The sequence below is a fragment of the Streptomyces morookaense genome (assembly GCF_013030945.1).
Lineage (GTDB): Bacteria > Actinomycetota > Actinomycetes > Streptomycetales > Streptomycetaceae > Streptomyces > Streptomyces morookaensis.
On the sequence record NZ_JABBXF010000037.1, the window covers coordinates 1 to 26,352 of the forward strand.

20 protein-coding genes and 1 pseudogene are annotated in these 26,352 nt (G+C 70.8%); 10 read left to right on the forward strand and 11 right to left on the reverse strand.

Going from position 1 to position 26,352, the window contains the following annotated elements; translation table 11 throughout:
- Nucleotides 1–448: pseudogene (locus tag HG542_RS17200) on the reverse strand (hypothetical protein); the annotation flags it as partial.
- A 262-nt stretch (nt 449–710) separates the two neighbouring features.
- Between HG542_RS17200 and HG542_RS17205 the strand changes: the two are divergent.
- The 4 genes from HG542_RS17205 to HG542_RS17220 all read left to right on the forward strand — a co-directional run bounded on the left by HG542_RS17205 (nt 711) and on the right by HG542_RS17220 (nt 8,343).
- Nucleotides 711–3,701, forward strand: a complete 2,991-nt coding sequence (locus tag HG542_RS17205; RefSeq protein ID WP_171082375.1) for a Tn3 family transposase — start codon at nt 711–713, stop codon at nt 3,699–3,701.
- Nucleotides 3,698–4,027 carry a hypothetical protein gene (locus HG542_RS17210; protein WP_171082377.1) on the forward strand — a complete coding sequence of 110 codons (330 nt, stop codon included), beginning with the start codon at nt 3,698–3,700 and terminating at the stop codon, nt 4,025–4,027. The genes HG542_RS17205 and HG542_RS17210 overlap by 4 nt, the downstream gene beginning before the upstream one ends.
- A gap of 5 nt (nt 4,028–4,032) precedes the next feature.
- A complete protein-coding gene (locus tag HG542_RS17215; protein WP_171082379.1) occupies nt 4,033–7,200 on the forward strand; it encodes a CHAT domain-containing protein in 3,168 nt (1,055 codons plus the stop codon).
- 294 nt (nt 7,201–7,494) lie between these two features.
- Nucleotides 7,495–8,343, forward strand: coding sequence for a recombinase family protein (locus HG542_RS17220; protein ID WP_438816700.1), 849 nt, complete (start codon nt 7,495–7,497; stop codon nt 8,341–8,343).
- A 31-nt stretch (nt 8,344–8,374) separates the two neighbouring features.
- Here the strand turns inward: HG542_RS17220 and HG542_RS17225 are convergent, their stop codons facing one another.
- Together HG542_RS17225 and HG542_RS17230 are read right to left on the reverse strand one after the other, a co-directional pair.
- Nucleotides 8,375–8,872 carry a DinB family protein gene (locus HG542_RS17225; RefSeq protein WP_171082383.1) on the reverse strand — a complete coding sequence of 166 codons (498 nt, stop codon included), beginning with the start codon at nt 8,870–8,872 and terminating at the stop codon, nt 8,375–8,377.
- An 84-nt stretch (nt 8,873–8,956) separates the two neighbouring features.
- Nucleotides 8,957–9,559 carry a TetR/AcrR family transcriptional regulator gene (locus tag HG542_RS17230; RefSeq protein WP_171082385.1) on the reverse strand — a complete coding sequence of 201 codons (603 nt, stop codon included), beginning with the start codon at nt 9,557–9,559 and terminating at the stop codon, nt 8,957–8,959.
- A 97-nt stretch (nt 9,560–9,656) separates the two neighbouring features.
- Between HG542_RS17230 and HG542_RS17235 the strand changes: the two genes are divergently transcribed.
- Together HG542_RS17235 and HG542_RS17240 are read left to right on the forward strand one after the other, a co-directional pair.
- The gene (locus tag HG542_RS17235; protein WP_171082387.1) at nt 9,657–10,877 is read left to right on the forward strand and encodes an FAD-dependent monooxygenase; all 1,221 of its coding nucleotides are present in this window, start codon (nt 9,657–9,659) and stop codon (nt 10,875–10,877) included.
- Nucleotides 10,874–11,770 carry a Gfo/Idh/MocA family protein gene (locus HG542_RS17240; RefSeq protein WP_171082389.1) on the forward strand — a complete coding sequence of 299 codons (897 nt, stop codon included), beginning with the start codon at nt 10,874–10,876 and terminating at the stop codon, nt 11,768–11,770. The genes HG542_RS17235 and HG542_RS17240 overlap by 4 nt, the downstream gene beginning before the upstream one ends.
- A 2-nt stretch (nt 11,771–11,772) precedes the next feature.
- Here HG542_RS17240 and lnt read toward each other — a convergent pair whose 3' ends face one another.
- Nucleotides 11,773–13,359: an apolipoprotein N-acyltransferase gene (lnt, locus tag HG542_RS17245; RefSeq protein WP_171082391.1), complete on the reverse strand. Its 1,587-nt coding sequence runs from the start codon at nt 13,357–13,359 to the stop codon at nt 11,773–11,775.
- Between the two features lie 488 nt (nt 13,360–13,847).
- Between lnt and HG542_RS17250 the strand changes: the two genes are divergently transcribed.
- Nucleotides 13,848–14,753: an SAM-dependent methyltransferase gene (locus HG542_RS17250; RefSeq protein ID WP_171082393.1), complete on the forward strand. Its 906-nt coding sequence runs from the start codon at nt 13,848–13,850 to the stop codon at nt 14,751–14,753.
- A 5-nt stretch (nt 14,754–14,758) separates the two neighbouring features.
- Nucleotides 14,759–15,892 carry a terpene synthase family protein gene (locus tag HG542_RS17255; protein WP_171082395.1) on the forward strand — a complete coding sequence of 378 codons (1,134 nt, stop codon included), beginning with the start codon at nt 14,759–14,761 and terminating at the stop codon, nt 15,890–15,892.
- On the opposite strand, the gene HG542_RS17260 is transcribed toward HG542_RS17255, so the two are convergent.
- From HG542_RS17260 to HG542_RS17280, 5 genes are read right to left on the reverse strand one after another with little or no spacing between them, the layout of a single operon-like run.
- Entirely contained in the window at nt 15,867–17,297 is a 1,431-nt protein-coding gene (locus tag HG542_RS17260; protein ID WP_171082397.1) for a cytochrome P450, read from the reverse strand. The two genes, HG542_RS17255 and HG542_RS17260, sit on opposite strands and share 26 nt — an antisense overlap.
- Nucleotides 17,294–17,917: a GTP-binding protein gene (locus HG542_RS17265; RefSeq protein WP_171082399.1), complete on the reverse strand. Its 624-nt coding sequence runs from the start codon at nt 17,915–17,917 to the stop codon at nt 17,294–17,296. Before HG542_RS17265 ends, HG542_RS17260 begins: the two co-directional genes overlap by 4 nt.
- The gene (locus tag HG542_RS17270) at nt 17,898–18,257 is read right to left on the reverse strand and encodes a DUF742 domain-containing protein (RefSeq protein ID WP_171082400.1); all 360 of its coding nucleotides are present in this window, start codon (nt 18,255–18,257) and stop codon (nt 17,898–17,900) included. Before HG542_RS17270 ends, HG542_RS17265 begins: the two co-directional genes overlap by 20 nt.
- Nucleotides 18,254–18,661: a roadblock/LC7 domain-containing protein gene (locus HG542_RS17275; RefSeq protein WP_227724268.1), complete on the reverse strand. Its 408-nt coding sequence runs from the start codon at nt 18,659–18,661 to the stop codon at nt 18,254–18,256. The genes HG542_RS17270 and HG542_RS17275 overlap by 4 nt, the downstream gene beginning before the upstream one ends.
- Nucleotides 18,662–18,690: 29 nt before the next feature.
- Nucleotides 18,691–20,154 carry a sensor histidine kinase gene (locus tag HG542_RS17280; RefSeq protein ID WP_171082402.1) on the reverse strand — a complete coding sequence of 488 codons (1,464 nt, stop codon included), beginning with the start codon at nt 20,152–20,154 and terminating at the stop codon, nt 18,691–18,693.
- A gap of 403 nt (nt 20,155–20,557) precedes the next feature.
- Here HG542_RS17280 and HG542_RS17285 point away from each other — a divergent pair, with 403 nt between their 5' ends.
- Nucleotides 20,558–23,239, forward strand: a complete 2,682-nt coding sequence (locus HG542_RS17285) for an ATP-binding protein (RefSeq protein WP_171082404.1) — start codon at nt 20,558–20,560, stop codon at nt 23,237–23,239.
- Between the two features lie 47 nt (nt 23,240–23,286).
- Here HG542_RS17285 and ku read toward each other — a convergent pair whose 3' ends face one another.
- Nucleotides 23,287–24,216 carry a non-homologous end joining protein Ku gene (gene ku, locus HG542_RS17290; RefSeq protein WP_171082406.1) on the reverse strand — a complete coding sequence of 310 codons (930 nt, stop codon included), beginning with the start codon at nt 24,214–24,216 and terminating at the stop codon, nt 23,287–23,289.
- A gap of 32 nt (nt 24,217–24,248) precedes the next feature.
- On the opposite strand from ku, the gene ligD reads away from it, so the two are divergent.
- Nucleotides 24,249–25,154, forward strand: a complete 906-nt coding sequence (ligD, locus tag HG542_RS17295; RefSeq protein WP_171082408.1) for a non-homologous end-joining DNA ligase — start codon at nt 24,249–24,251, stop codon at nt 25,152–25,154.
- Nucleotides 25,155–25,312: 158 nt separating this feature from the next.
- On the opposite strand, the gene HG542_RS17300 is transcribed toward ligD, so the two are convergent.
- Nucleotides 25,313–26,344, reverse strand: a complete 1,032-nt coding sequence (locus HG542_RS17300) for a PHP domain-containing protein (RefSeq protein WP_373313048.1) — start codon at nt 26,342–26,344, stop codon at nt 25,313–25,315.
- Between the last annotated feature and the right edge of the window lie 8 nt (nt 26,345–26,352).

The window sequence follows — 26,352 nt, forward strand, 5'->3', positions numbered from 1 at the left end:
CGGGGGCCGAGGCCGGCGGGCGGGCCGGGCGGGAGTCCGCGGGGCCCGTGCTGCGGTCCGGGCCGGCGGCGGACGGGGGGTCCGCGGGCGAGGGGCCCGCGGGATGCGATACGGCCCCGGGCTCCCCGGGCACGGCCGGTTCCCGCGGCTCGGCCGGGTCCTTCGGGTCGCGAGGGTCGTGGGGGGCGCGAGGGTCGTGCGGATCCCGCGGATCGCCCACCGGGCCCTGCACCCTGCCCTGGGCCCCGTCGGCCGCCGGGGCCGACGGCTGCGCTGCCGGTGCCGAGGCGCCGGGGCCGGTGAGGGTCAGGCCCTCACGGGCACTTCCCTGGATCATCCCGGGGCGGGCGGCGGGCCGGCCGCCGGGCGCGGAAGAGTGCGGGGAGACGGAGACGCAGCCGACGGCGGCCGACATCGCCACCGCCACCAGGGCTGCCGCTGCGGGCATTCGGTGCACTCGCCCAACCCTGCTTGCGGGCGGCGGGAGTTGGGAAGGCCCCGCAGGGGTGAGGCGGAGGCATCCGCCCGCCCGCGCTCCGGTCAGGCGCCGGTCGCGCCGTCGATGCGCTCGCGCAGGAAGTCGGCCCCGGTGTCCTAGCTCAGACACCAGCCGCAAAGTAGGTCGCGGGTAGCCGGATGCGTCCCGTTTCCCGGTCCTGGGCGCCGTCGTTGGTCTGATCGAGTGATCGAGACCAAAGGGGCGGGCGGGCGTGCGGCAAGAGTGGTCGCCAGAGGAGCTCTTGGCAAACTGGACGCTGGTAGACGGCGACTGGGACCTGGTGGCGAACAAGAGCGGGGCGACCCGGCTCGGCTTCAGCCTGTTGCTGAAGTTCTTCGAGCTGGAAGGCCGGTTCCCCGATGTGCTGGAAGAGGTCCCGCCGGCCGCGGTGGAGTACGTCGCCGACCTGGTGAAGGTCCCGGCCACCGACTTCACGAAGTACACGCTGATCGGCCGGACTGCCGAGTACCACCGCAAGCAGATCCGTGAGGCCCTGGGGTTTAGGCCGTCGACGGTCGCGGACGAGAAGGCGCTGGCCGAGTGGCTGGCCGCGGAGGTCTGTCCGGTCGAGCTGGTGGAGAATCGGCAGCGCGAGGCCCTGCTGGTCGAGTGCCGGGCCCGGAAGGTCGAGCCGCCAGGCCGGACCCGGGTCGAGAAGGTACTCGTCGCGGCGCGAGGCAAGTGGGAGAAGACGTTTTGCGCCCGCACGATCGGCCGCCTGGGCAAGGCGGGCACGGCCCGGCTACTGGCCCTGGTGGCCGAGGACAACGAGGCGGGGACCGCGCTGCTGGCCGCACTCAAGCGCGACCCCGGCGCAGTGGGCCTGGACTCCCTACTCACGGAGATCACCAAGCTCAACGACGTGCGCAAGCTCGGGCTGCCCGAGGGGCTGTTCGCGGACTGCTCGGAGAAGCTGGTGGCCGCCTGGCGGGCACGGGCGATCAAGATGTATCCCTCGGACTTCCGCGACACGGCGGAGGACATACGGATCACCCTGCTTGCGGCGCTGTGCTCGTCTCGTCAGGCGGAGATCACCGACGCCTTGGTCGATCTGCTGATCGCCCTGGTCCACAAGATCAACGCCCGCGCCGAGCGACGGGTGGAGAAGCAGCTCACCGCCGAGCTGAAGAAGGTCCGCGGCAAGGAGGGCATCCTCTTCAAGCTGGCGACAGCCGCCGTCGACAAGCCCGACGACGTCGTACGCCGGGCCCTGTTCCCGGTGGTCGGGGAGAAGACGCTGCGCGAGCTGGTCGCAGAGGCGAAGGCGAACGAGAAGGCCTTCAAGGCCAAGGTCCGTACCACCCTGCGCTCCTCCTACAGCTCGTACTACCGGCAGATGCTGCCGCCGCTGCTGAACACGCTGGGCTTCAAGTGCAACAACACCGCTTATCGGCCGGTGATGGACGCGATGAAGCTACTGAAGAGGTACGCCGACGTCGACGGCAAGACCCGCTTCTACGACGCCGGCGATGCGGTGCCGATGGACGGCGTGGTGCGCAAGGACTGGCGCGAGGCGGTCGTCGACGACAAGGGCAAGGTCGAGCGCATCCCGTACGAGATGTGCGTCCTGGTCGCGCTGCGGGACGCGGTCCGCCGCCGCGAGATCTACGTCGAGGGCACAGCCCGCTGGCGCAATCCGGAGGACGACCTGCCCGGCGACTTCGAGGCCACCCGCGCCGTGCACTACGCCGCGATCCGCCAGCCCCTGAACCCGAGGGCGTTCATCGCGGACCTGAAGAATCGCATGACCGCGGGCCTGGACCGGCTCTCCACCTCGCTCGCGGACGGCAGCGCGGGCGGCGTGAAGGTCACCACCCGCAAGGGCGAGCCGTGGATCACCGTGCCCAAGCTGGAGCCGCTGGCCGAGCCCACCGGACTGGCGGCCCTCAAGGAAGAGGTCGCACGCCGCTGGGGCGTCCTGGACCTCCTGGACGTACTGAAAAACGCCGACTTCCTGACCGGCTTCACCGAGGAGTTCTCCTCCGTGGCCGCCTACGAGCGCATCGAGCGTGACGTCCTCCAGCGGCGCCTGTTGCTGGCCCTCTTCGCGCTGGGCACGAACATGGGCATCCGCGCGATCGTGGCCACCGGCGAGCACGGCGAGAGCGAGGCCGCGCTGCGGCACGTCCGTCGGCACTTCATCACCGTCGACAACCTCCGCGCCGCCGTCACCAGGCTGGTGAACTCCACCTTCGCCGCCCGCGACACCTCATGGTGGGGCCGCGGCACCGCGTGCGCGTCGGACTCGAAGAAGTTCGGGTCCTGGTCCTCGAACTTCATGACCGAGTACCACGCCCGCTATGGCGGCAACGGCGTGATGATCTACTGGCACGTCGAACGGAAGAACGTCTGCATCTACTCCCAGCTCAAGAGCTGTTCGTCGTCCGAGGTCGCGGCGATGATCGAAGGACTGCTGCGGCACTGCACCGACGCCGAGATCGAATCCAACTACGTCGACACGCACGGCACGAGCGTGGTCGGCTTCGCCTTCACCGAGCTGCTCAACTTCCGCCTGCTGCCCCGGCTGAAGAACATCGGCAGCATCCGCCTGTACCGCCCTGACGACACCCCGCCCGGCTGGCCCGCTCTCGGCGCCTCACTGAGTCGGCCGATCCGCTGGGAACTGATCGAGCAACAGTATGACCAGATGGTCAAGTACGCCACCGCGCTCCGGCTCGGGACAGCGGAAGCGGAGCAGGTGCTGCGGCGCTTCACCCGTGGCGGCCCCAAGCACCCCACCTACCAGGCCCTCGAAGAGCTCGGCCGCGCTGTACGCACGATCTTCGCGTGCGACTACCTGGCCAGCCCCGGCCTGCGCCGCGAGATCCACGGCGGGCTCCAGGTCGTGGAGAACTGGAACAGCGCGAACTCCGTGCTCCACTACGGCAAGGATGGAGCCCTGACCGGCCCGGACAAAGAGCACACCGAGACGTCCATGCTCGCGCTCCACCTGCTCCAGTCCGCGCTCGTCCACGTCAACACCCTGCTGGTGCAGCAGGTCCTCGCCGAACCGGCCTGGGCGAAGATACTCAGCGCCGAGGACCGGCGCGGCCTGACCGCACTGTTCTGGTCCAACGTCAACCCGTACGGCACCTTCCGCCTGGACATGAACAAGCGGCTCGACCTGGCGCCGGCCGCTGCCGTGCCCCGCCCCCGCACCCCGGCTGACACCGCAGCCCGATCAACCACGGAGACGCGATGACCGAGCACACCGTTCAGATTTACTCCCTCGGCATGGTAGGAGCCTTGGCTCCGGAGATTGTCAGGCTGTACCGCCTACGGGAGAAAGCGGGTGCCGTCCGCTGGTCGTGGTTCTTCGTGGGCGCCTCGCTGGCCTTCGCGGCTCTCGGAGGGCTCTTGGCTCTCGTGCTTCCCGCGACGACACTGTTTGGCGCGATCTACATCGGGGCCTCCACACCGGTGCTCGTCAACAGCATCGCGAAGGGGGCCATGGACGCGGCAAAACAGCCGACCCGCTCCGGCCCCAGTGCAGCAGGGCTGGCCGAGTCCTTCGTGCGAGGTCTGTGAACGGCATGCTGGACGCACCTGATCAACATCACGGCGTGTCGGAAACGGTTGTGGTCTGTCGTCCGGAGCAGTTCCGGGAAGCGGCCGTGGTCCTTTCCTGTCTGCCAACAGACCGTTTCACCCCGCTTATCGTCGTCACCTCACCGCCGAAGTCGCTTGAGGACCACCTGCGCAACGTGGCAGACCTCCATGCGGCTCAGGAGGAGCTCTACGAGCTGGACCCCTGGAAGCAGGAACATTCGGCTCCCTTCTACGCGCTGCGGAAACGGCTTGGCGCTGCACGCGCCGAGATCGCAGGCATGCGCGCTTGGTTCAAGCGCAACCTCATGCTCAACGGCACCCTGCACAAGCTCGGCTGCTCCCGCGCGGTGCTGCTCTTCGAGGCGGTTCCGGAAGACCTGCTCACCTTCGACCCCGCTCTTGACACTGGCAGGGAATCTGCGGCCGGGAGCGGTGCAGGACAGGACGAACAAGAGGACCGCATCGAGCCCTTGCTGTGGGGGCTGGAGAGCGTGTACCTGCTCCCTGGGCAACCGGACAATGACCTGGGCAGTCGCCGTTACTACCGCGATCTGCCTTCGCTGCCCGAGGCCGTCTGGCGTCTCCTTCGCGATCAAGCCCCTATGCCCGAACAGACGGTCCGCGTGCCCTGCGGCGCGGATGCCAAGGCGTATGTCGCGGGGCTCTTTGATGCATTACGCACCGGAAGACCCCTTTCACCCGCCTGGCAGATGCGCCCGCTGGTGGACCCGCTGCAGGACGGAGATGCGACGTGTGGTCAGGACGAGGCTGTCCTGATCGATAACGCGTGCGACGCGCTGGCTCTGTATGCGGCCTCCTACGCTCACCTGCGTGCCGCCCGGCTGGTCATCACGCTATGCCCGGACACCGATCTGGTCGACCAGACTATCCGTCGAGACAAGGAGGTTCTGTCCCGGGCGGCGGCAGCCGCCGACAAGCACGGCGACGGGCCCGAACCACCCCAGGCCGAGGAGGCTGGTGAGACGACCCGCGGCTGGGTGAGCACTAACGTCTCCAATCTCGTAAACCGGCAGATGTTGGCTCGTATCGAGCGCGCCGTGACCAGCCAGGTTCCCGAGGAGGCCCTTCGGGCTGTCGGGGAGCGCCGCCTGACGGCGTTCACCGCAGGCGTGCCCTATACCTTCGTGAACGCTCCGGGTCACGACTGGTCCTCCAAGCCCATCGGGCACGTGATAGCAGACCCGGACCTGATCGTCCTGCGTGAACTGGTGCACCTGGCCGACCCCGCAAGCGGCGGAGCACTGACAGCCGTGTTCGACCCCCACGTTCTGGGGCCGGACGGGGGCCAGCCCGCCGCCGAAGTCCCCAGAGTGCGGGACGCTGCCTCCCGCTTCACGCACACCGTCGTGTTCAGTGGTGAGGACGCCACCTTGCGCATTCTGATGGACGCGGTCGTTGCCCTCCCGCTGGAGTTCGTATTCTTCGCCACCCACGGCGAGGAAGGCGCTATCCGACTCCACGAGGGATGGCTGCAGACCCACTACATCGACAACTGGGTCTACTTCGCGTGCAGGCCGGTGGTGCTGAACAACTCCTGCCGCTCGTTGACTGGCGTCGGCCGCAGCTTCGTCCGCGCCGGCGCACGCGGCTACATCGGCACACTGTGGGATGTGCCCGATCAGGGTGCGGCCGACTTCGCGCGCATTGTCACCCAGCGTGTGGCCTCCACAGGACTGCCGCCAGCCGAGGCCATCCTCGGCACCCGCTTGCCGCACATCACCAGCCGGGCGTACGTCTACATCGGCACGGTAAACGGGCGCGTGGACAACACCACCCTGCCGCCCGACGCGGCAGTCCAGGCATATAAGGCGCTGCTCAGCGCCATGGCCGGCCTGCTGCAGTGGGCATCGCGACACGGCAGCTCACAAGGCCGACTGCCCGACATTCTGTACGGAGAAACAGGCAGGCTCCGGCGAACCGTCAGAGCCTCACTGGCAGCGCCCACTGCGGACCTCACCGACCTGATGCTGGATCAACTGCAACTGCTCAGTCGCAGCGACCTCGCCCTGAGATGCCTGGAAAAGGATCCGGGGCTCATCGACGAAACCTTGTCCGACTTGCACACCATCGACCTGCCTGACCTCGACCGGCAGCATCGGCTGGAGCGGCACCGCGATGCCGTCGCGACCCTGAGGGAACGACGCAGCGAGACCCAGGCCACTCTCGACGCTTATCAGCAACCCAGGCCGCAAGCGGCCTCGGACGCACCCGCGCTGCTGCGAATCGCTCAGGCACTGACGCACCAGGGATCGTGGGACCTGGCCCTCGACAATATCCGCCAGGCACTCGTGGGCTTCACCAGTGCAGGAAACGAGTCCGGACGCCTGGCCTGTCTGGGCCTACAGTGCCAGATCCTTCGCCGACTGCGCCGGTTCGAGGAAGCCCTCGACGCGGCCTCCGCCGGCACCGAGCTCGCGGACAGGCTGGCCGACGTTGCCGAGAAGGCCAGTTTCCTGGTCGACGTGAGCCAGATTCGCCTGGAACTGGGCGATCTCGATAAAGCCTTGGAGGTTGCCGAACAAGCCTTGGTCTTGAGCCGGTCGGCTAGCACCCCCCGAGGCACCCTCGCGGCGCTCGGCCATCTCGTCGGCCTTCACCTGCACAGGGGCGACATGACGCAAGCGCACGTCATGGCTCAGCAAGGGCTCAGGGACGCGGCTGACCTGGGTGAGCGGAGTTCGGCCGCAGCGTTCAAACTTGACCTGGCCCGGATCTGCGAACTCACCGGTGACTGGCAGGGCGCAGTCGAGTGGACCAACAAGGCTCTGATCGACTTTCACGAGCTTCGCAACTGGGAGAAGGCGGCCGCAGCACTGGCCAGACTCGTCCTGGTCGCCAGCCGAGCCGGGCACGCCGATGCGCTGCTGGTGTGCTGTGCCCTCAGCGTCGGACTGTGTACGCGTGTCGGCAGCAACCTGCTCCAGGGCACGGTCGAGGCTGCGATCGTGGCCATGGCGCGAGTCGTCGAGCTTCTTCCGCCCGCCACGGCTCGCCAAGCCCTCACCGAGGTCATCATTTTGATCACCCGGACCGGCGAGAAGGAGCCCCAGGCCCGTAGGGCCCTGGGCTTGCCCCTCAATACCGCTCTGACACTCCTGAACCGGATCGATCGTGAAAACCCGCAAGGTTGAGAGCTGTGCTCTGCACTCCCGGAACTGACACCACAAGACAAGTAGCCCTGAGTGACGGCGTACGCGGAGATCGACCATGCGCCGGTGTCGGCCGCTTCAGCTTCCCAGCCTCGGGTGCGGATAGGAGGGGATCAGGAAACCGGTGGCCGTGTTTCATAGGTGGTCGCCTGTGAAACGCGCGGACCGCAGACCGCTGTGCAGGGCGTTTCTCGTTTCATGGGTTGTTGCAAACGGCTCGACAGTTTGAAACGTCTCATGAAACACTGACGGGTCGTGAGCGACGATTTCGCGCGCGTGGAAGCGCATACCTGTCCGATGTCCACCTGCGGCGCCCCCGCCGGTTCTCCTTGCCGGACAACGAAGGGCAAAGTGGCCATCCAGTACCACACCGCACGTTTTCGGCTAGTGCCCCAACTCGCCAAGGCCCTCAACGTTCCCACCCCCGCCGTCCGCAAGCCGGGGTCTGCCTGGGCGGAACTGCCCCGGCCCCGGAACGCCGGCGACCAGCCGGTGGGTCACGTCCGCATCGGCTACGCCCGCGCCTCCACCGCACGGCAGTCGCTGGACACCCAGCTCGACTCCCTGGCCGAGGCCGGCGTCACCCGCGTCTTTTCAGAGAAGATCTCCACCCGCGCCGCCCGGCGGCCCGAACTGGAGGCCGCCGTCAAGCTCGCCCGCGACATCCGCGGCTCCGGCGTGGCCGTCACCCTCGTCGTCCACGAGCACAAACGGCTCGGCCGCGGCATCGACCTGGCCACCCTCGCCGAAGAGCTCAAGACCCACGACATCGGGCTGGAGTTCCTCACCGGCGAGCTCAAGGGCTCCCACGACCCCTCGGGCGTCGTGTTCACCGTGCTGGCCGCGCTCTCCGGCATGGAGCGCGAGTACATCCGCGACCGCACCCTCGAAGGCCACGAATCCGCCCGCACGCGCGGCAAGTCCATCGGCGGCGCCGCCGTCACCGACGACGCCATGCTCGCCATGGCCCTCCACCTGCGCGGCCAGAAGATGAGCCTGCGCGACATCGCCACCCGCCTCGTCATCACCACCGGCAAGAAGAAGGGCCAGCACCCCTCGCCCGCCACCGTCATGCGCATGCTGCGCGAACACGACGAGCAGGCCGCCACAGCGGCGAGCACGTGATCACCCGGCTACTTTGCGGCTGGTGTCTGGGCTAGGACTCCAGGGCCAAGTCGGCGTGGCCGTTGTGGCGCGCGTACTCCTCGATCATGTGCACGTAGATCCAGCGCAGGTCGACCTGGGCGCCGTCCCGGTGCCGGCGGCCGGTGCTGACGTCGTCCAGCGAGTGGCCCCGCACCACCTCGCGGGCCGCGGCGATCTCCGCCTGCCAGGCGGCATCGGCCTCGTCCCAGGTGTCCTTCTCGGAGACCCGGAAGTCCGCATCGGGGTCCTCGTCCGTGTAGAACAGCGGCTCGGCCGTCGTGTCGCCCGCGAACACCCGGCGGAACCAGGCGCGTTCCACATCGGCCATGTGCCGCACGAGCCCGAGCAGCGTCATCATCGACGGCGGCACGGAAGCCTCGCGCAGCTGCCCGTCGTCGAGGCCTGCGCACTTCGCCGCGAGCGTGGCGCGGTGGAAGTCGAGCCAGCTCTCCAGGCTGCTGCGCTCGTCGGCGATGTAGGGCGGGTACGTGCGTTCCGGGGTGGTCATGCGCGTCATCCTGACGCTCCGCCCGCTGCCGCGCCACCGGTTATCCGCGGGCCGACCGCGGATTCTCCGCGGACTCTCCGCAGGTCATCCGTCCAGCATGCCGCGCAGCAGCTCGGCGAACCCCGCGCGCAGCTGTGCCTGTTCCGGCACCTCGGTGTGGTACTGCCCGGCGACGCAGGAGAACAGCATGCCGTCGTACCACGCGAGTGCCGACATCGCGTGCCGCTCGGGCTCGGCGGAACCGGCGGCCGTCATCAGGGCGATGAGCGGTGCGCGGAAGCCCAGGCCCAGCGTGTCGTAGACGGTGCGGAGTTCGGGCCGGCGGTTCGCCTCCAGCGCCAGTTCGTAGCGGGCGAGCGCCAGTTCGCGGTGGCGGGTCAGCGAGCGGTGCAGGGCGAGGGCGAGGACGTCGGCGAGGGCGTCGAGCCCGCCGACGGGATCCGGCATCTCGTGCGGAAGGAGGAGTTCCGCCTCGCGCTGTGCGTGCCGCCGCACCGCCGCCTCCAGCAGGGTCGCGCGCGTGCGGGCGACGTTGGACGTCGAGCCGGCCGGCAGTCCGGCGGCCTCGTCGACCGCCCGGTGGGTCAGGCCCCGCAGGCCGCGCCCGGCGAGGAGGGTGATGGCGGCGTCGGCGACCAGGTCGGCGCGGGACCGGTCAGGGGTGCGGCCGGGGCGTGCGGTGTTCATGGGGGCCAATCTAGCCACCTCACTACGGGTGTAGTAATTTCGGCTGCGGGCACTACAGATGTAGTGCCCGCGGCATCGCGTGGCGAGGAGCCCCACCGTGCACACATCCCGCACCCCCCGAGCCGTCGTCATCGGCGCCGGAATCGGCGGCCTCACCGCCGCGGCCGCCCTGCACACGCGCGGCTGGCACGTCACCGTCCTGGAGCGCGCGCCCTCCCTCGAACCGGTCGGCGCCGGCATCTCCCTCTCGCCCAACGCCCAGCGCGCCCTCGACGTCATCGGCCTGGGCGACGAGATCCGCGCACGCGTCGCCCTGCAGGGCGACGCCGGACTGCTCACCCCGGGCGGCCGTTGGCTGGCCCGTACCGACGGCGCCGCCGTGGCGGAACGGTTCGGCGGCCCCCTCGTCCTCCTGCACCGGGCCACCCTCGCCGGCCTGCTCGCCGCCCGGCTGCCCGACGGAGCGCTGCGCACCGGCACCGCCGCCCGCCTGACCGACCCCGGCGACGACGACCGGCGCGCCCGCGTCGCCACCGCGGACGGCGAGCTGGAGGCCGACCTCGTCGTCGGCGCCGACGGCATCAACTCCGCCGTCCGCAGCGCCCTGTTCCCCGGCCACCCGCGTCCCGCGTACGCCGGATTCACCACCTGGCGCGTCGTCGTCCCCGCCCCGGAACGGCCGTTCCCGCCGCACGAGACCTGGGGACGGGGCAGGCTCTGGGGCACCCAGCCGCTCAAGGACGGCCGGGTCTACGCCTACGCCTCGGCCCTCGCCCCGGAGGGAGGCCGCGCCCCCGACGACGAAAAGGCCGAGCTGCTGCGCCTCTTCGGCACCTGGCACCACCCGGTCCCCGGCATCCTCGCGGCCGTCGCCCCCGCGGACGTCCTCCGCCACGACGTCCGCTCCATGACCCGGCCGCTGCCCGCGTACCACCGCGGCCGCACGGCCCTGCTGGGCGACGCCGCCCACGCCATGACCCCCAACCTCGGCCAGGGCGGCAACCAGGCCATCGAGGACGCCGTCGTCCTCGCCCACCACGCGGCACCCGGCGCCCCCGCAACCCTCGGCGCCTACACCCGCGACCGGCTGCCGCGCACGACGGACATCGTCCGCCGCTCCGCCCGCACCGGCCGGCTGGCCATGGCCGGCGGCGCCCCCGGCCTGCTCCTCCGCCAGGCCCTGCTCACCGCGGCCGGCCGCTTCGCCCCGGGCCTGCTCCTGCGCGGCTACGCAGGGATCACCGACTGGTGCCCGCCGGCCCCCACGTATGCTGCCGGGACGGGGGCGGAGGCGGAACGGCAAGGAGGCCACAGGTGAAGGTCGGCGTCATCGGACTCGGGGACATCGCGCAGAAGGCATATCTGCCCGTCCTCACCGCCCGGCCGGGGCTGGAGCCGCACCTCCACACGCGGACCCCCGCCACCCTGCACCGCGTCGCCGACACCCACCGGGTGCCCGCCGCCCACCGGCACGCCGATCTCGATTCGCTGCTCGCCGCCGGCCTCGACGCCGCGTTCGTGCACGCGCCGACCGCCGCGCACCCCGCCCTCGTCACCCGCCTCCTGGAGGCGGGGATCCCGGTCTTCGTCGACAAGCCGCTCGCCTACGAACTCGCGGACAGCGAGCGGCTCGTCCGCCTTGCGCAGGACCGACAGATCTCCCTGGCAGTCGGCTTCAACCGCCGTCACGCACCGGCCTACGCGCAGTGCCTGGAGCACCCGCGCGACCTGATCCTCATGCAGAAGAACCGCGTCGGCCTGCCCGAGGACGCGCGCACGCTCGTCCTCGACGACTTCATCCACGTCGTCGACACCCTGCGCTTCCTCGTGCCGGGAACCGTCGACCACGTGGGCGTCCGGGCCAGAGTGCGGGACGGACTCGTGCACCACGTGGTGCTGCAGCTGTCCGGCGACGGCTTCACCGCCATCGGCACCATGAACCGGATGAGCGGGTCGGGCGAGGAGATCCTGGAGGTCTCCGGCCAGGACAGCAAGCGGCAGGTGCTCAACCTCGCCGACATCGTGGACCACAAGGGCCAACCGAGCATCCGCCGCCGCGGCGACTGGGTGCCGGTGGCCCGCCAGCGCGGTGTCGAGCCGTGCGTACTCGCCTTCCTCGAAGCGGTGGAGGCGGGCAAGGTGCTCGACGCCGAAGATGCGCTGCAGACGCACGAGCTGTGCGAGCGGATCGTCATGGAGATCACCGGGTGACGTCAACGGGGTGAGCGCGCGGGCGGGTTGGCACACCGCCTGCCGACGCGGACCGCCTCCACGGCGCAGAAGAGGACCAGGACGCCCAGTGCACCGTCGGCCGCCCAGTCGCCGGTCCGGACGTACGGGCTCGTGCCCCGGGCGAGCGGGACGTTGTAGACGGCCGCCGTGCTGCGCCCGGTGCCCAGCCACGGGCCCACGGTCCGCCCGCGCGCGTCCGCGACCGCGCTCACGCCGGTGAGTGTGGCGTGCACCATCGGCCGCCAGGTCTCGGCGGCGCGCATCGCGGCCAGCGAGGCGTGCTGGAGCGGTGCCCAGCTGTGCTGGAAGGTAGAGGTCGCCGACTGGGCGACGAGCAACTGCGCGCCGTTCCGGGCCAGTTGCCTGCTCATGTCCGGGAACGCCGACTCGAAGCACACCAGCGGGCCGATGCGCAGCCCGCCCCCGCTCCCCTCCGGCAGCCGCATCACCACCTGCCGGTCGCCGCGCCTGCGGTCCTCCTGCGCGGCCTTGCCCACCGATGTGGCCCAGCCCAGCAGCGAGCGCGCGGGGATGTACTCGCCGAACGGGACCAGCCGCATCTTGTCGTAGCGGTCGCCGGTCGGCCCGTCGGGTCCGATCAGCACCGAACTCTTGAAGATGCCCGCCCGGTCCGAGCGCCGGGCGTCCACGTTGACGAGCAGGTCTGCGCCGACCGTACGCGACAGCGCGGCGAGCCGGCTGCTCAGCCGCGGCTGCTGCCCGAGGTCCTCGCCGACGCTGCTCTCGCCCCACACCACCAGATCCACACGCTGCCCGGCCAGTTGCCGGGTGAGCTCCTCCTCGCGGGCGAAGCGCCGCTGCACGCTGTCGGTTCCCTCGATCACCCCGGGCTGGACGACCGCGACGCGCACCGCCCCGGCGCCCTGCGGCAGCGGCGCGCCCAGCCAGATCCCGCCGACGACCGCCGCGCAGGCGAGCCCGCCCGCCAGGGCGGTGATGCGGCCGCGGGGGCCGGGGGCCGAAATCAGCGCGGCCAGTGCGGTGTTGACGGCGACGACAAGGAATCCGACGAGCCAGACGCCGCCCACCGACGCCACCCGCAGCGCGGGCGCCACCTGCCACTGGCTCGCCCCGAGCAGCCCCCACGGCCCGCCCAGGTACTGCCAGGAGCGCACGAGTTCGGCCAGCAGCCACCCGGAGGGCACCACCAGCAGGGCCGCCGCCACCCGTCCCGGACCGGGCGAACCGCCCAGCAGCCGGTGCACCAGCAGCCCCCACGGCACCCACAGCAATCCCAGCAGCGCGGCCAGGACGAGGATGAAGACATGCAGGCTGGGCAGCAGCCAGTGATGCACGGCGAGCAGGAACCCCGCGCCGCCGAGCCAGCCCTCCAGGGCGGCCCGCCGGGCCGTCCCCGCCGAACGCACCAGCAGCAGCCAGGGCACCAGGGCCAGCCAGGCCAGCCACCACAGGGCGGGCGCGGGAAAGGCGAGGGCGGGGAGGGCACCGGCCACGACCGCGGCCGCGGCGCGCAGCCAGGGCCGGTGCGGGTGTTCCTGCCCGGCGGAGAACCGGAACCGCTTCGTCAGGCCGACCGACGGAACCATGTCCGCGCCTCCCTCGCTCCGGCTGGGTGAGGATCCCACGATGCCACGGCACCCCCGCGAATTGCCGACTTGCCCGTCTTTCCCTGCGGTCAAGGGGCGCGTGCATAGTCGGGCGCCCCCCGGAATCGTCCGTACACCTCGTGGACACGCGAAATCCGGCCAAACGCCGCGCGTCCGGATCGTTGTCTCCCGACAGGCCAAAACTCCGACAACGCTGCGCAGCTTTCAGCCATTCCGATCGCTGAGTGGTCCTCAAGCTTCGCGTTTCGCTACAAAATGATCCCAGACGATCTACAGAAGAAGCGCCAGAAAGGCGCAGGTCGGTACGTAATGCGGGTTATCGATGGGCGGGCCTGGGCAGGTACCGCGCAAAAGTGGACAGGAATGCTGGTCGTTTGTCGCCGGGCGGCGGCGTGACTCACGTCCGTGATCACCCAGCGCCCGACGTCGTTCCTGCGTCCATCGACAGCCGATGTCTCGGAGGGAACATGGAGAACCTTGTCGCCGAGGTGACCGCCGCTCCTGCCACAGGGCGCGACGAGACACAGGTGCCGAAGTACTACTCGCGGAAGACCGCGGACATCCTGCACAAGTACGGACCCGGACCACGGGTCCATTTCCATGTGGGCCTATTCGACACCGCCGTCGCCCCCAACACCACCGTGGCCCAGAGCGTCCTGCGCCGCCGCCTGTTCGAGTCCCAGGAAGCGGCCCTCGACCACGCCGCCCTCAGCTGGGGCGTCAAGGATGCCCCGCCGTCGCACCTCTTCGACATCGGCTGCGGACTCGGCGGCGGCTCCATCTACTGGGCGCAGGAGTACGGTTGCGCCGTCACGGCGATGACCGTGACGGCCAAGCACGTCCCCGTGATGGCGGACCTGGTCGCGCAGGCCGGTGTGGACCACCTGGTGACGCCCGTCCTCGGCGACATCCACGACCTCTGCGAGGAACAGCGCTACGACGCGGCCGTCGCCATCGAGAGCTCGGGCTACATGGACCGCGAACGGCTCTTCTCGGTGGTCGCCAAGGCCCTCAGGCCGGGCAGCTGGTTCGGCATCCAGGAACACTTCCTGTGCCGCCCCGAGTGGACGTCCTTCATCGACGGCTACTACAAGACCCGGCTCGGCACCCTCGCCGAGTACATCGCGGCGGCCGAGACGGCCGGCTTCGAGCTGGAGCAGGACGAGGACATCACCGACCGGGTCGCCGAGTTCTGGGTCCAGTCCATGGCCTGGACGACGGCCGAGCTGGACCGTGCCGAGCGGACCGGGGTGGCGTCGCCGATCGACGAGAAGCGGCTGGTGGAATCGGCGCTGGCGCACGGGAAGTTGTTCCGCGCGTGGCGCGATCATGCGGTGGAGACGCGGATGCTGCTGTTCCGATTGGGAGGGTGAACTCCATGACGGACACCTCGACGCGCCCTCGCCCGTCGGCCATCGGCTGGCGGCTGCCGCCCTTCTACTGCCCGATCGAACCGGCCGTCCACCCCAGGGCCGGCCAGCTCGAACAACGGGCCATCGCCTGGCTCGACTCCAGGGGCATCTTCGGCAACGCCAGGGACCGGGCCTGGAGCATCGCGACCCACAGCACCGACTTCAGCTGCCGCATCATCCCCTACGGCGACGACGAACCCCTGCTGCTCTTCATCGAGTGGAACCACTGGGCCTTCGCCCTCGACGACATCTGCCACGACACCGGTTCGGCCGACATCCGGACCGCCACGATCGTCGACCTCAACGCGCGGATAGCACGCTGCCTGGAGGTGCCGGGTTCCGGCATGCTCGGCAGCAGCCCCTTCGACGCGGCACTCGAGGACCTCGCCGCCCGCACCCGCGCCATGACCACGCCCGTACAACTCCGGCGCGTGACCGAGGGGTTGCGGGACTGGCTCTTCGGCGCCGCATGGCAGGTCAGCAATGTCGAACGGGGCGTGATGCCGAGCCTGTCCGACTACGTCGCGATGCGGCCCTCCATCAACGGCACCCGGTTCTCCCTCTCCTGGAGCGAGATCGCGGGCGGCATCCGCATCCCGGACCACGAGCTGTACTCGGCCCCGGTCCAGGCGCTCACCGAGGCGGCCGGCTTCATCGTCAGCTGCGACAACGACCTCTTCTCCTACGCCAAGGAGGACAGCCAGGAGACGACGGACCAGAACATCGTCAACGTCCTGGCCCACGAGCGGCGTTGCCCGGCGGAGCAGGCTCTCGAAGAGGCCCTGGTGATCAGGGACCGGGCCATGACGCTCTTCCTGGACCTGCGGGCGCAGATCGCCAGGAACGCCGGCCTTCACCTGCGGCGCTACCTGGAGGCACTGGGGCACTACATCTCCGGCTGCATCCGGTGGATGGACGCGGCTCCCCGCTATGCCAGCCCCCGGAACCGGTACGACCTTCCGGTTCCGGGAGCGACCTACGGCATCACCTGGCGCGACAGTCCGCGCGACACCGGGACCGAGCCGCTGCCCATAGCGTCGGCGGCCTGGTGGTGGGAGCAGCTCGACGCTCCCGTCACCGCCTGCGCAGCCACCGCGTGAGCGACGCCCACCAGGACCGTCGCTCCGCGGCCGGCAGTGCCGGTACCTCCTGGTCCGCGGCGGAACCGACGGGCTCCTCGGCATCCGCCGCCGGGGCCGGGGCCGGCAGCTCGGGAACGGGCATCGGCTGGGGCTGCTGGGGCGTGAACTCCACGGGCAGCTCGACGAGGTGACGTGACATCAGCGCGGACACCCAGGTCAGTTCGTCCTCCGGAACGGCCAGCCGGATGTCGGGCAGCCGGGTGAGCAGCGCCTCGATACCGGTGTCCGCGATGGCCCGGCCGATGTCCTGGCCCGGGCACTCGTGGGCCCCTCCGCTGAAGGCGAGGTGGGAGCGGTTGCCGTGCACGGGCGCGGTGGGGTCGGGCCGGATCGCCGTGTCCAGGTTGGCGGCGGCGAGGCCCAGCACCAGCGGGTCACCGGATTTGATCTTGTGTCCGCCGAGCTCCGTGTCCTGGGTCGCCCAGCGGCCGAGGATGGTGGTGAACGGGGGCTCGTCCCACAGGATCTGCTCGACCGCGTCCGGGAGCGTCATATGTCCGCCCGCCAGGTTGGCGCGGCAGCGCGGGTCCGTCAGCACCATGCGCAGCGTGTTGGCGATGAGGTTGGCGGTGGTCTCGTACGCGGCGATCAGCACCAGGCGCAGATGCTGCTGGACCTCGTCGTCGGTGAGCTCGGACGGGTGCTCCAGCAGCCAGCTGGTGAAGTCCGGCCCCGGGTCGGCCCGCTTGCGCACCACCAGTTTGCGCAGCGTCTCCTGTACGTACGCATTGCTGGAGACCGCCGTCTCCGTGCCCTTGATCATGTCGCGGGCGGCCTTGACCAGGCGCGGACCGTACTCCTCGGGCATGCCGAGGAGCTGGGTCATCACCAGCATGGGGAGGTGCTCGGCGAAGTCGTCGACCAGGTCGGCCTTGCCCGCGGTGCAGAACCGGTCGACCAGCTGTCCCGCGAACCGGGTGATGTGCCGGCGCATGCCACGCCGGTCGAAACGCCCGATGGAGTCGTTGATGGCACCACGCCAGCGCTCGTGCACCTGGCCGTCCGCGAAGGCGCAGATGGGCTGCCAGGTGGAGATCGGGGCCAGCGGGTGCTCGGGGGGAAGTTTGCCCTCGCGCATGTCACGCCAGTTGCGGGAGTCGCGGGAGAAGCGCGAGGGGGTGCGCATGACGTCCAGGTTCTCGCGGTAGCCGAGGACCAGCCACGCCGGGAGGTCGCCGTGCAGCAGCACCGGTGCCACCGCGCCGTACCGCTCGCGCAGTTGCTCGTACAGGCCCATCGGGTCGGCCTCCGCGGCGGGACCGTACAGCCGCGCCACGCCGCCCGTGCCGTAGGCGTGCGCCGGGCACTGCGGCGGAGGTGCGGTGGCGGTCTCGGTGCGGGGGTGTTCGTCTGGTGGGGTCACCGTGGCTCCGGGGATCGGTTGGCGAGGGTGTACAGGTAGCGCATGAGGGTCATCAGGGCGTCGCGGCACGAGATGCGGTCACGGGCGTCGCAGGGGAACACCGGCACCTCGTCGGGAAGGTCCATGGCGGCCCGCAGCTCCGGCATGGGATGGACGGGCGCACCGGGGAAGCTGTTGACGGCGACCACGAAGGGCACCCCGCGCTCCTCCAGGAGGTCGACCACCTCGTAACTGACCTCCAGGCGGCGGGTGTCGAGCAGGACGACGGCCCCCAGGGCGCCCTCGAAGAGGCCGTCCCACAGGAACCAGAAGCGCTCCTGGCCGGGGGTGCCGAACAGATACAGCACCAGCTGTTCGTTGATGCTGATCCGCCCGAAGTCCATCGCGACGGTCGTCTCGATCTTCTGCTCGATGCCGGCGAGGTCGTCCACGCCGACACCGGCCTGTGTCATCGTCTCCTCGGTGGTCAGCGGCCTGATCTCGCTCACGGTGCCCACCAGGGTCGTCTTGCCGACCCCGAAACCACCGACGATCACCACCTTGACGGCTGCCGCGGTCGTGGCCGGGAGGATGTCCTCCCTCCGGGGCCCTGCGGGCGAATCAGAGATTCTGTAGTCCATGCATCACCGCCTCCAGGAGTCGGGTGTCGGGCACCGTGGCGACCGGGACCGGCGGTCTGGCCTCCACGAGTTCGCGCGAGAGCAGGTCCTTGAGGAGAACGGTGACCGTGCTGACGGGCAGGGTGAGATAGGCGGATATCTCGGCCACGGACAGGGGGTAGTCGCACATCCGCGCAATGGCGCAGTGCTCGGGCTGCAGACCGGGGTCGCCTTCCGTGCGGGAGACGATCAGCGTCACCAGGTCGATTCTGACTTCCTTGCCCGTACCGTCGCTCGTGCTGGTGAGGATGTACAGGCGGTCCGGATTGCCGGGATCCCATGCCCTTTCGGGTTTGCTCATGCCACCGGCCCGGTGACGCGGGGCGGACTGGTGAGGTGTTCGCCGATGCGTGCCACGAGGTCCCGCATCTGCTGCCCCATCAGGCCGGCGTCCACGTCGTCGTCCGCCAGCACCGCCAGGTAGGCACCCGCGCCGGCGGCCATCAGATAGAAGAAGCCGCCGTCGACCTCGATGACCACGAGGCGCATCTGCCCGTCCCCCTGCGGGAATTCGGCCGCGATGGCAGCCGACAGACTCTGCAGCCCTGCACAGGCGGCGGCCAGCCGGTCGGCGGCGTCCGTGTCCGTACCGTGCTGAGCCATGCGCAGGCCGTCCGAGGACAGCACGATCACGTGGCGGGTCTGCGGAACGCTGGATGCCAGATCCTTGAGCATCCAGTCCATGTTGAACCGCTGCTGCGTCACTTGGCCACTCTTCCTTGTCTGACGATTCATCACTGTTCGGTGCCCCGGCCGCCCGTGGGTTCCTTGCCGTTGATGGCGTCGGTGAAGGCGGACAGCCAGATGCCCGGCTGCACGGGTTCGGCCGGTGCGGGCGGCCGGTGGCTGCCCGTGGTCCGGTCGGCCGCGGTCCCGCGCGTGGTCCGGGGGCTCATGCCCGGCACCCGCCGCCGGCGTTGCGGGAGTCCTCCCGGGGAGTCGGAGGCCTGGCCGGGCAGCTCGAGGTGCGGCGGCGGGGGCAGGGGCCGACCGGGCTTCTTCCTGGGCTTGGGCGGCGGCAGGGTGGCGGCACGGGCGATCTCGCCGCCGGGGGTGGCGCTCGCCGTGACCAGGTTCTGCGGAACGATCAGAACGGCGCGGACCCCGCCGTAGGCGGAGGAGCGCAGCGACACCCTGAACCCGTACATCTTCGAGAGCTTGCCGACGACGGCGAGGCCCAGGCGCGGGGTCTCGCCGAGGTCGTTGAGGTCGAGGCCGCGGTCGGCCAGTTCGAGCACGGCCTCGGCGCGGCGCCGTGCCTCGTCGGTGAGCCCGACGCCGGCGTCCTCGATCTCGACGGCCACCCCGGACTGCACCTCGACGGCGGTGAGATGGACCCGGGTCTGCGGCGGGGAGTACCGGGTGGCGTTGTCCAGCAGCTCGGCGACGGCGTGGATCAGCGGCTCCACGCCGGGGCCGGTGATGGCGACGTCCGCCACGGAGTGCAGGTCCACCCGCCGGTAGTCCATCACCCGGGACATGGCGCCCCGCAGCACGTTGTAGAGGGGGACCGGGTTCTTCCACTGGCGGCCGGGCCGCGAACCGCCGAGGACCGCGATGCTGTCGGCGAGGCGCCCGATCAGCGCGGTCCCGTGGTCGAGGTGGAGCAGGTCGCTGAAGACCTCGGGCTCGTTGCCGTGCCGGTCCTCCATCTCCCGCAGGTCGGTGGCCTGTTGGTGCACGATGGCCTGCATACGGCGGGCGATGTTGACGAACGCGCGGTGCGCCGAGTCGCGCAGGCCTTCCTCCGCCTGCACGGCCTCGATCACGGAGCGCAGAACCGACCGGTGCGCGGCGGCGAATGCGGGGTCGAGCGGGCTCGACCGGGAGACGGCACCGAGGACCTCTTCGGCACCGGCGCCGCTCTGGAGCAGGGTGACCGTGTGGGGCAGCAGCTCACGGGCCAACCGCTGGGTCTCGCGCTCCTGTTGCACGAGCCGATGCTTGAGAACCGCTTCCTGCTCCGCGCACCGGTGGCGCAGGGAGGCGATGACCCGCCCTCGGCGGACCGCCTCGGAGGAGGTGAGTGCGACAGCTGCGGTGGCCGCCGATCCGCACCAGGCGGCCGGGGCGCGCACGCCCACCGGGGCCAGGAAGGCGGCGGTGACCGTGCAGACCGCCAGCACGACAGGAGGGACCAGCCATATGAGTGCGGAGGCGGGCCGCCTGCCTTGATGTGACGATCCAGTACCAACCATCGAAACCTCGGGCGCTTGGAAACAAGTCGTGGGGGCGACATGGGAAAAGAAGGAGCCGCCCGAGCGCGAATGAGGATGAGGAGGTTCTCCGGTCGCGGCAGCGCAGCGGCAGACGGCAGCGTGCTGCAGTCGCCACAACCCGCTGCGCGAGATGGAGCGTAGCCGGTCGCGCGGTGCTCCGACGGGAAGTTGTCATATTCGCAGAACGGGGTGACGGAGGAATTCGAAAGGCATCACAATGCCCCCTGCATCGGCCATTATCGAAAAGGTATTTGAATGATGTGGATCTGTGCGCACGGCTGCCCGCCTGTGCCCGAGGGAAGTCCTGTCCCGCGAACCTCGCCCCAACGCTCGCCGCCGCGGCTAGGCTCGCCTCATCACACACATATGGGAGGGCAGTGTCATGACCGGGCAACAGGACGAACGCCGCCCGCACACCGCCCTGTTCGAGCGCGAGCGGGAGATCGAGGCGGCCCGGCAGGCGGTCGAGGAGCTGTGCGGCGGACCCGGCCGCGACCGGCCCCGCGGCGGGCTGCTGCTCTGCAGCGGCGAGGCCGGCACCGGGAAGACCGCGCTGCTGGGCGAGGTGCGGCGGATAGCGGACGAGCTCGGCGGCTGCACCGTGCTGTCCGCCCGCGGCAGCAAGGGTGCGGAAACCGTTCCCTTCCATGTCGTCCGGCAGTTGCTGCAGCCGGTCCTGGCGCCGATGACCCAGGCGGAGCGCATGGAGCTGCTCGGCGACTGGCGCGGCATCTCGGGTCCGGCCCTGGGCATCGCACCCCCGGCCGGGGCGCATCAGCCCGACCCGCAGGGCGTGCGCGACGGTCTCGACTGGATGGTCGCCCAGTTCGCCATGCAGCGCGGCCCGTTGATCCTGATCGTCGACGACGCGCACTGGGTCGACGCGGAGTCGCTGAACTGGATCAGCACGTTCGCGGTGCGGCTCGGAGAACTTCCGGTCCTCCTGGTCGCCGCCTACCGACCCCGTGAACTGCCCGAACAGGTGCCTGCGTTCGCGGAACTCGTCGACGGCCGCGGCCACCGCCCCGTCGTCCTGCATCCGCTCACCCCGGCAGCCGTGGCCGAGCTGGTGCGCGGCGCTCTGGGGGCGGGGTCCGACGACCCGTTCTGCCGTGAGATCTGGGCCGTCACCGGAGGCAATCCGTACGAGGCCGTCGAACTGATCGCCAAGTCCCGCGACCGCGGACTCAAGCCCACGGAGGAGTCCGCGGCCCTGCTCCGCGACCTCGGTGCCGCCGCCCGGGGAAGCGGGCTGATCACCCGGCTCGAACAACTGGGCACCGCCACCACCCGGTTCGCGTGGGCCGCCGCCGTGCTCGGTACGGAGATCGCGCCCCGGATGGCCGCCATGGTCGCCGGTATGAGCCCCGCGGAGGGTCTGGCCTGCGCGGACCGGCTGCGCGAGGCCCGCATCCTCGTCGGCGTCACCGAGCTCGAATTCGTTCATCCGCTGATCGCCACCGCCGTCTACCAGGCCATCCCGCCCGCCACGCGCACCGCGATGCACGGGCTCGCGGCCTGGGCGGTCACCAACGCCGGACAGGGCGCGGCCATTGCGTCGCGGCACCTCCTCGAAGTCCACCCCGACGACGACCCGGACCTGGTGCGGCAACTGCGCAGAGCTGCACAGGAGCACCTCGCCGTCGGTGCCCCCGAGGCCGCGACCCGCTGCCTGGAGCGGGCACTGGCCGAGCCGCCGCCCGAGGAGGAGAGGGCGAGCGTGCTGTACGAGCTGGGCTGCTCGACCTTGCTGACCTCGCCGCCCGCCACCATCAACCACCTGCGGGCGGCACTCGATCTGCCGGGGCTGCCGGACGGGCTGCGCGTCGATGCGACGTACCGCTTGTCGCAGGCGTACGCGCACAACAGCCAACTGGCCGAAGCCGCGAAGGTCGTGGCCGATCAGGCGGCCAGGACACCGACGGGCCCGGACCGGATGCGGCTGCAGGCCGCCCACTTCCTCTGGAAGGGGATCCAGCTGGAGGAGGACGGGGCGCACGAGCGCTCCCGTGAGGTCGCCGAGCTCGCCAACCGCCTCCGCGGGCGCGACAATTCCGAGCGGGCCCTGCTGGCGCTCCACGCCTTCGACGGCATGGTCCGCGGCGACGACGCCATGGAGGTCGTCGACCGCGCCGACCGCACCCTGACGGGCAACCGGCTGCCCGCCGGCCTGGGGTGGACGAACACGGAGTGGGGCTTCGAGATCCCCAGCATCATCGACATCACCTATGCCTTCACGGACCGGCTCGACCAGGCCGAGGAGCTCTTCACCGACGCCGTGCGCGCGTTCGAGATCTCCGGATGGCGCGGTGCCCACCTGGCCTTCGCCCATGAGTACCTCGGACTCGTCCACTTCCGCCGGGGCATGCTGGCGCGTGCCGAGGAGTACCTGCGCGAGGGGCTCCGCCTCGCCGACCGGCTGGGGCCGGGGCTGCCGATCCAGTGGGACGGCACCTGCATGCTCGTCGACACCCTGCTGGCCCGTGGCCGGATCGACGAAGCACAGGCCGTCGCGGAGAAGTACGCGTTCGGGCCGCCCTATCCGCAGGCCATGGTGATGCCGGATGCGGCGTCGGTGGCCGGGAAGCTGCTGCTCGCCGTCGGGCGGACCAAGGAGGCCATCGCCGAACTGGAAGCCGCCGGGCGGCGGTTGAGCGAGCGCGGACGGCACAACACGCTGTGGGCTCCGTGGGCCCTGGACCTGGCGGCGGCCGTCGCACCCGAGGAACCCGAACGCGCCCGCGCCCTCGCGGACCAGGCCGTGCAGCACGCCATGCGGTTCGGCACCGACACCGCCATCGGCGAGGCACTGCGGCGTGCCGCCCGCGTGGCCACGCCGGAGGACGCCCTGGTCAAGCTCGACCGGTCGGTGGAGTATCTGCGGAAGTCGCCGTGCCGCTTCGAGTACGCGTCCGCCCTGGTGGAGCGCGGCGCCGCGCTGCGCCGGGCAGGCCGTGACGAGGAGGCGGCGGGGCAGCTCCGGGAGGGCCTCGAACTCGCCGAGGTGTGCGGGGCGGAGGGGCTGGCGGACCGGGCCAGGACCGAGTTGGCGTCCTCGGTCTGACCACGCCGGACGGGCTGACACGCGCCTCCCTCACAGGGCGTCGCGCGTCAGCCCGCCTTCTTCCTCGCGCTGCTGCTCTTCTTCGCCGCCGCTTTCTTCGTCCCCGCCTTCTTCGCCGCCGCGCGCGTCTTCGGTGCGGCCGCCTTCGTCCCGCCGCCCGCCGCCGCCTTCTTCGGTTTCGCCGCCGCCTTCGCCCCCGCGGGCTTCCCGGCGGCGCGGTCGATGGACTCCTGGAGGGCGGACATCAGGTCGATGACATTGTCGGGCGCCTTCGTGGCCGCCTTCTTGGCGACCGGGCGGTGGTCCAGGTGGGCGGTGATGAGTTCGTCCAGGGCGACCTGGTACTCGTCCTCCAGGGTCTCCAGGTCGAAGTCCTCCGACAGCGTGTCCATCAGGCTCGTGGCCATCTTCAGTTCCTGCGGTCGCACCGTCACCGAGGCCGGCGGGGCGAGGTCGGCGCCGGAGCGGATCTCGTCGGGCCAGTACATGGTGTGCAGCGTCAGCAGATCCTCGTGGACGCGGAGCAGGGCCAGGGACTCCCGGGTGCGCAGGGCGATCTTGGTGACGGCGACGCGGTCGGTCTGTTTGAGGGTTTCGCGCAGCAGGACGTACGGCTTGTTCGCGGCCGTGCTGTCCGGTGCGAGGTAGTAGGTGCTCGACAGCTGCAGGGGGTCGATGCGGTCGGCGTCGACGAAGGCCAGGACGTCGATGAGCTTCTTGCTCGGCAGCGGCAGGCTCTCGAGGTCGCTCTGGGTGACGACCGCGGTGTGCCCCTCGTCGTCCTCGAAGCCCTTGGCGACATCCTCGTAGGGGACTTCCTCGCCGCAGCTGTCGCACACGCGCTTCATGCGGATCCGGCCGCCGTCCTCGGCGTGGACCTGGTGCAGTTTGATGCCGTGTTCCTGGATGGCGGCGTAGAGGCGTACGGGCACGGAGACGAGGCCGAAACCGATCGCGCCTTTCCACATGGTGCGCATGGATTTGTCCCTCCGCGGGGAATTCCTACCTTATGCCTGTCACTCCGGACCGGCAGGTGGTGGAGATCGAGGGCCGCCGGCTGTCGCTGTCCCATCTCGACCGGGTGCTCTTCCCCGCCACGGGCCACACCAAGGCGCAGGTGCTGCAGTACTACGCGCGGATCGCCCCCGCGATGGTGCCGCACGCCGCCGGGCGCCCCGCCTCGTTCGTGCGGGCGCCCGAGGGGCCGGAAGGGGAGAGCTGGATCGCCAAGAATCCCCCTCCGGGTGCGCCCGGGTGGGTGCGGGTGGTGCCTGTGGAGCACCGCCGGAAGGAAGTGGCCGGGCAGGTCGTGATCGACTCGACCGCCGCGCTCGTCGCGATGGTGAATCTCGGCGCCTACGAGGTGCACGTCCCGCAGTGGACGGCGGCGGCCGGGCCGGACCGGCACGACCGGCTCGTGCTCGACCTGGACCCGGGGCCGGGCACCGACCTCGTCGTCTGCTGCCGTGTCGCCCAGCGGTTGCGCCAGCTGCTGGACGACGACGGCCTCACCGCCCACGCCGTGGTCTCCGGCTCCAAGGGGCTGCACCTCTACGCGCCCGTCCACCCCGCCTCCGGCCGGGCGGTCAGCGGCTACGCCAAGGAGCTGGCCGCGCGGATGATGGGGGAGCATCCCGGTCTGGTCGTGGTCTCCATGACGCGCGTCGAGCGGCGCGGGAAGGTGCTCATCGACTGGTCGCAGAATGCGAGCGCCAAGACCACCGCTGCTCCCTACACCCTTCGGCTGCGCGAGCGCCCGGCCGTGGCGGCCCCTGTCACGTGGGACGAGGTCGCGGCCTGCCGGGATCCTGCGGAGCTCGCCTTCACGCCGGAGCAGGTACTCGACCGCACCGAGGAGTTCGGCGACCTGCTGGCGCCGCTGACGGCGGACGCGACGCGGGGGCACCTTCCGTGACGCGGTAACCACGGCGCCCTGTCAGGGGCGCGGGGAACTGCGCGACCAGCCACGACGCGCCCGCAGTCAAGGTACCCGGGGCTTCGCCCCGGATCCCTGCGGCTGCGGGCCGGTGGGGGCTTGTCGCGCAGTTCCCCGCGCCCCTTACAGGGCGCATCTCACGGTGACCGCGTCCACTCCAGCAGCCGTTCCACGGGCCACGTGGTGATCACGCGGCCCGCCGGCACTCCGCACTCCTCCGCGCGGGCGCAGCCGTAGATCTGCCAGTCCAGCTGACCAGGCGCATGGGCGTCGCTGTCGATCGAGAACAGCACCCCGGCGTCGAGCGCCCGGCGCAGCAACCGGCGTGGCGGGTCGAGGCGTTCGGGGCGGCTGTTGATCTCCACGGCGGTGCCGAAGCGGGCGCAGGCGGCGAAGACCATGTCCGCGTCGAACTCCGACTCGGGCCGCCCCCGGCCGGCCAGCAGCCGGCCCGTGCAGTGCCCCAGCACGTCCACCAGCGGGCTGGCGACGGCGGCCACCAGACGGCGGGTCATGCCCGCCGCGTCCATCCGCAGCTTCGAGTGCACCGAGGCGACCACCACGTCCAGCCGCTCCAGCAGCTCCTCCTCCTGGTCCAGCGAGCCGTCGGCGAGGATGTCGCACTCGATGCCCGTCAGCAGCCGGAAGCCGTCGCCCAGGCGCTCGTTCACCTCGGCGACCACGTCGAGCTGGGAGCGGAGCCGCTCCGGCGAGAGGCCGCGGGCGATGGTCAGCCGGGGGGAGTGGTCGGTCAGCACCGCCCACTCGTGGCCCAGGTCCCGGGCCGCTCGGGCCATCTCCTCGATGCCGCTGCCGCCGTCCGACCAGTCCGAGTGCAGGTGGCAGTCGCCGCGCAGAGCCGCCCGCAGCTCCTCCCCGCCCTCGGCCAGCGGGCCGCCCGCCTCCTGCTCCAGGTGCGCCAGGTACGAGGGCACCCGGCCGGCCAGTGCCTCGCCGACCACCGCGGCCGTCTTGGGGCCGATGGACTTCACCTCGGTGAGCGAGCCGTCGGCCGCGCGCCGGTGGACCTCCTCCTCCGGCATGGCGGCGATCACCGCGGCCGCCGTGCGGAACGCCTTGACCCGGTACGTGGGCGCCCGGTCGCGTTCCAGCAGGAACGCGATGCGCTCCAGCGCCTCCACCGGTCCGACAGCGTCCACGGCAGCCACCTCCTCAC

What these genes read in the sequence shown, in the direction of transcription:
- HG542_RS17210 (WP_171082377.1), top strand. Translation starts at nt 3,698, where the DNA reads ATGACCGAGCACACCGTTCAGATTTACTCCCTCGGCATGGTAGGAGCC.
- HG542_RS17215 (WP_171082379.1), top strand. Translation starts at nt 4,033, where the DNA reads ATGCTGGACGCACCTGATCAACATCACGGCGTGTCGGAAACGGTTGTG.
- HG542_RS17225 (WP_171082383.1), bottom strand. Translation starts at nt 8,872, where the DNA reads ATGACCACCCCGGAACGCACGTACCCGCCCTACATCGCCGACGAGCGC.
- HG542_RS17230 (WP_171082385.1), bottom strand. Translation starts at nt 9,559, where the DNA reads ATGAACACCGCACGCCCCGGCCGCACCCCTGACCGGTCCCGCGCCGAC.
- lnt (WP_171082391.1), bottom strand. Translation starts at nt 13,359, where the DNA reads ATGGTTCCGTCGGTCGGCCTGACGAAGCGGTTCCGGTTCTCCGCCGGG.
- HG542_RS17250 (WP_171082393.1), top strand. Translation starts at nt 13,848, where the DNA reads ATGGAGAACCTTGTCGCCGAGGTGACCGCCGCTCCTGCCACAGGGCGC.
- HG542_RS17255 (WP_171082395.1), top strand. Translation starts at nt 14,759, where the DNA reads ATGACGGACACCTCGACGCGCCCTCGCCCGTCGGCCATCGGCTGGCGG.
- HG542_RS17265 (WP_171082399.1), bottom strand. Translation starts at nt 17,917, where the DNA reads ATGGACTACAGAATCTCTGATTCGCCCGCAGGGCCCCGGAGGGAGGAC.
- HG542_RS17270 (WP_171082400.1), bottom strand. Translation starts at nt 18,257, where the DNA reads ATGAGCAAACCCGAAAGGGCATGGGATCCCGGCAATCCGGACCGCCTG.
- HG542_RS17280 (WP_171082402.1), bottom strand. Translation starts at nt 20,154, where the DNA reads ATGGTTGGTACTGGATCGTCACATCAAGGCAGGCGGCCCGCCTCCGCA.
- HG542_RS17285 (WP_171082404.1), top strand. Translation starts at nt 20,558, where the DNA reads ATGACCGGGCAACAGGACGAACGCCGCCCGCACACCGCCCTGTTCGAG.
- ku (WP_171082406.1), bottom strand. Translation starts at nt 24,216, where the DNA reads ATGCGCACCATGTGGAAAGGCGCGATCGGTTTCGGCCTCGTCTCCGTG.
- ligD (WP_171082408.1), top strand. Translation starts at nt 24,249, where the DNA reads ATGCCTGTCACTCCGGACCGGCAGGTGGTGGAGATCGAGGGCCGCCGG.